The sequence below is a fragment of the Mesorhizobium sp. M7A.F.Ca.US.005.03.2.1 genome (assembly GCF_003997795.1).
Classification (GTDB): domain Bacteria; phylum Pseudomonadota; class Alphaproteobacteria; order Rhizobiales; family Rhizobiaceae; genus Mesorhizobium; species Mesorhizobium ciceri.
In genome coordinates, this window is sequence record NZ_RZRP01000718.1 from 1 (window position 1) to 3,278 (window position 3,278).

Below are 3,278 nucleotides of genomic sequence, written 5' to 3' on the forward strand. Positions count from 1 at the left end.
AACCCGCCGGCAGCAGCGATGCGAGGATCGGCTTCAGCGCGGTACGGTCGAGCGCGACGATCAAATTGTTGGTGGACTCGCCGAAGACGAAACGAAAATTGCTGAGCGTCGGGTTCTTCGGCCACCAGGTCAGGTCGGCGCCGGTCGCCGACCATTCGGCGATCGGCTTGAACGCCATCGATACCATCCACAGGATCGGCACCAGCGTCACCGCCATGGCCGCGAAGATCGCGGCATAGCGGAATATCAGGAAAGGAACGGAACGCTTCATCTGGCGGCTTTGCTGGTGGCGTTGTGGGCGGAGGGGAAAAGCAGGCTCCTCCCCTCCTTCGATGTGATCCAGGGAGATGGATCAGACGATCGGGTCGAGAACTGTCGGCCAGGCCTCCTTGTTGGTCTTGATGGCTTCGAGCAGTTTGTCCTCGCCGGTGCGCCGCACGATCTTCTTCCACTCCGCCTCCGTATCGGCCATCGCCTGCTCCGATGTCTTGGCCTTGGTCAGCGCCGCCATGAGGTTCTCGTCGAGCGCATTGTGGAAGGCTGTCGCGCCGGGATAGTTGATGGTCGGCACGGTGCGCGCCACCGTCTCGCGCACAACGTCCATGTGGTAGGCATGATAGGTCTGGCGCACCAGCGGATCGGAGAAGTCCGAAAGCCGGAACGGGTCCAGATAACCGCCGGGGTTGGCACTCATCCAGGCGTAGATACGGGCCGAGCCCAGCCATTGCAGCAGGAGATAGGCAACCTCCTGGTTCTTCGACTGCGACGAGACCATGCCGGTCAGCGAGAACCACAGCACGGAGCGGCTGATCAGCTTGCCGTCGATCTCGCGGCCTGGCGGCAGCATCGAGCCGATCTTGCCGGTGACGGCCGAATCCTTGTTGCCGGCATTGTCGAGGAATTTCGGCAGGTTGGAGAAGGCGCAGGTCATCGCCGCACCACCCTTGGCGAAGTTGCCGTATTGCTCCGGCCAGCCCCAGGAGATCGCATCCGGCGAATGATGTGCGAGCGAAGCGACATATTCGTTGGTGGCGGCAATGCCTTGCTCGGAATTGATCATCGGCTTGCCGTCATCGCCAAACAGGAATTGGTTGGGCGAAGCCATCGAGACATAGCGCTGGTACCAGTTGGTGTAGCCCCAACCCTGGTTGCGCAGGTCGGTCGAGCCGAACAGGCCCTTGTCCGGTCGCTGGAAGAAGGCGGCGATGTCGCCATGCTGCTTCCAGGTCTTCGGCGGCGCCAGATCGTAGCCGTATTTGTCCTTGAAGGCCTTCTTCTCGGCTTCGTCGCCGAACAAATCGGTGCGGTAGACCCAGGTCTGGAAGTCGCCGTCCAGCGACACGCCATAGTTGGAGCCGCGGTATTTGTTGAGCAGCGACACGCCCTTGGCGCCGTTGACATAGCCGCTGACGGGATCGTCCCATTCGGGCTTGTGCTGCGCGACAAAGTCATCGAGCTTGGCGATGCCGCCGGTTTCGGCGAGGTCGCCGAGGCGGTTCCATTCGGTCGAATAGATGTCGTAGGCCCCACCCTTGGTGGAGATGTCCTGCATCGTCTTGGTGAATTCCTGGCCGTTCGGCAAACCGATGATTTCGATCGCGATGCCGGTTTCCTTTTCCCACAGCTCCTTGATCGACGGCGCACCGGCCGGGAACGGCTGCGTGAGCTGGCCGATCGAGCCGTCGGACAGGCCGAGCACGATCTTGGCCGGCGCCTTGCCGGCGCCCTTCAGCGCCTTGGCCGCCTCGATGGCGCGGCTTTCCGGCGTGTCGGCGCCATACTGGTAGCGCTCGGCTCCATCGAAGCCCGTCGGGCCGCCGATCATGCCTGGCGCCAGCGCGTCGGCCGCATAGGCGCGGCCGGGACGAATGAATTGAGGTGCGATACCAGCGGCGGCCATGATCACAGCCGCCTTTCCTCCGGATGCCAGCAGCCGGCGCCGCGAGATGCGGATCAAGTCAGACATTGAAACTCCTCCCTCAGGGCCACGTTTCCTCCACGGCCCTTATGAGGGATATTGACGGCAGCACGGCAAGGCTGTCAACATCATAAATAATCAAAACACCTCACAACATCGCAATAGGGCAAGGAAATGCACAAAAACGGGATCCATGCATCATGCCGGGTGCTTCAGTTTGAGGGCACACGACCCTTCCCGGCCCTGCGCAGCCCTGCCGGACCATTTGATTTAGCGCGGCGGCTTGCGCATAGGCTAAGGGCGGATACATCATTTCCCATCAGAATCGCCGATGGCGGGGAAGCCGTCACCAGCCGATCTGACGCATGCAGGAGATGAAAGACGGTGCGTTCCACCCTGACTGACATAGCCCGGGAAGCCGGCGTCTCGGCCGCCACCGTCGACCGCGTGCTCAACAACCGACCCGGCGTGCGGGCGCGCACGCGCGAAATCGTGCTCGAAATGGCGCAGCGCCTCGGCTACATCGCCGAAGGCCCGAACGGCGCGCCGCCACGGCCCTCGCCTGGCGAGGTCATCCGACTCGACTTCGCGCTGCCGGCCGGCACCAATTCCTTCATCAAGATGCTGCACCGGCACATCGAGGCACAGGCTCTGGCGCGGCCCGACCTCGATGTCCATATCGCCACCATCGAGGGCTTCAATCCTGACCGGCTCGCCCGCCTGCTGCAGGACCTGCGCGGACAGACGCAAGGCGTCGGCGTTATAGCGCTCGACCATCCGACGGTGCGCGAAGCGATCCGATCCCTGTCGGCCAACGATATCAAGGTGGTGACCATCGCCTCCGACATCCTGCATGTGCCCAGGGTCGCCTATATCGGCATCGACAACCGCGCCGCCGGGCGGCTGGCCGGCTATCTGCTCAACCGCTTCATGGGATCGGGGCATCCGGGCAAGGTGGCGCTGTTCGCCGGCTCGCTGTCCTATCGCGGCCACGAAGAACGCGAGATGGGGTTCCGCCACGTCCTGACCGAGGAATCACCCAACCTGCAGATCGTCGAGATGCGCGAAATGCTCGACGACCGCGAGAAGGCCTATTCGGAGGCATCGGCCCTGCTGGAACGGCACCCCGACCTTGCCGCGATCTACAATGTCGGCGCCGGCAACACCGGCATCGCCCGCGCGCTCAAGGAGCACGGCCGCGCCCAGTCCATGGTCTTCCTCGGCCACGAGGTGACGGACGGCACCAAAGACCTTCTGCTCGACGGCACGCTCGACGCGGTCATCGACCAGAACCCGCGCGTCGAAGCCCGCGAAGCGCTCAACACTTTGACCCATGCGGTCCGGGGATTGCCCTATGAAC

The 3,278-nt window shown here is 63.3% G+C and carries 2 protein-coding genes and 1 pseudogene; 1 reads left to right on the top strand and 2 read right to left on the bottom strand.

Annotated elements, in window-relative coordinates; genetic code table 11:
- Both EN991_RS28955 and EN991_RS28960 read right to left on the bottom strand, forming a co-directional pair.
- Positions 1-271 (bottom strand): annotated as a pseudogene (locus EN991_RS28955) (carbohydrate ABC transporter permease); the annotation flags it as partial.
- An 81-nt stretch (positions 272-352) separates the two neighbouring features.
- On the bottom strand, positions 353-1,966 hold the full coding sequence (locus EN991_RS28960) for an extracellular solute-binding protein (protein WP_127370032.1): 1,614 nt from the start codon (positions 1,964-1,966) through the stop codon (positions 353-355).
- Between the two features lie 336 nt (positions 1,967-2,302).
- On the opposite strand from EN991_RS28960, the gene EN991_RS28965 reads away from it, so the two are divergent.
- Positions 2,303-3,278: LacI family DNA-binding transcriptional regulator (locus tag EN991_RS28965; RefSeq protein WP_127370033.1), on the top strand; the 976-nt coding region annotated here is incomplete at its 3' end.

Bases quoted from the DNA above. Each gene is read 5' to 3' on its own strand.
- EN991_RS28960 (WP_127370032.1), bottom strand. From the start codon at position 1,966: ATGTCTGACTTGATCCGCATCTCGCGGCGCCGGCTGCTGGCATCCGGA.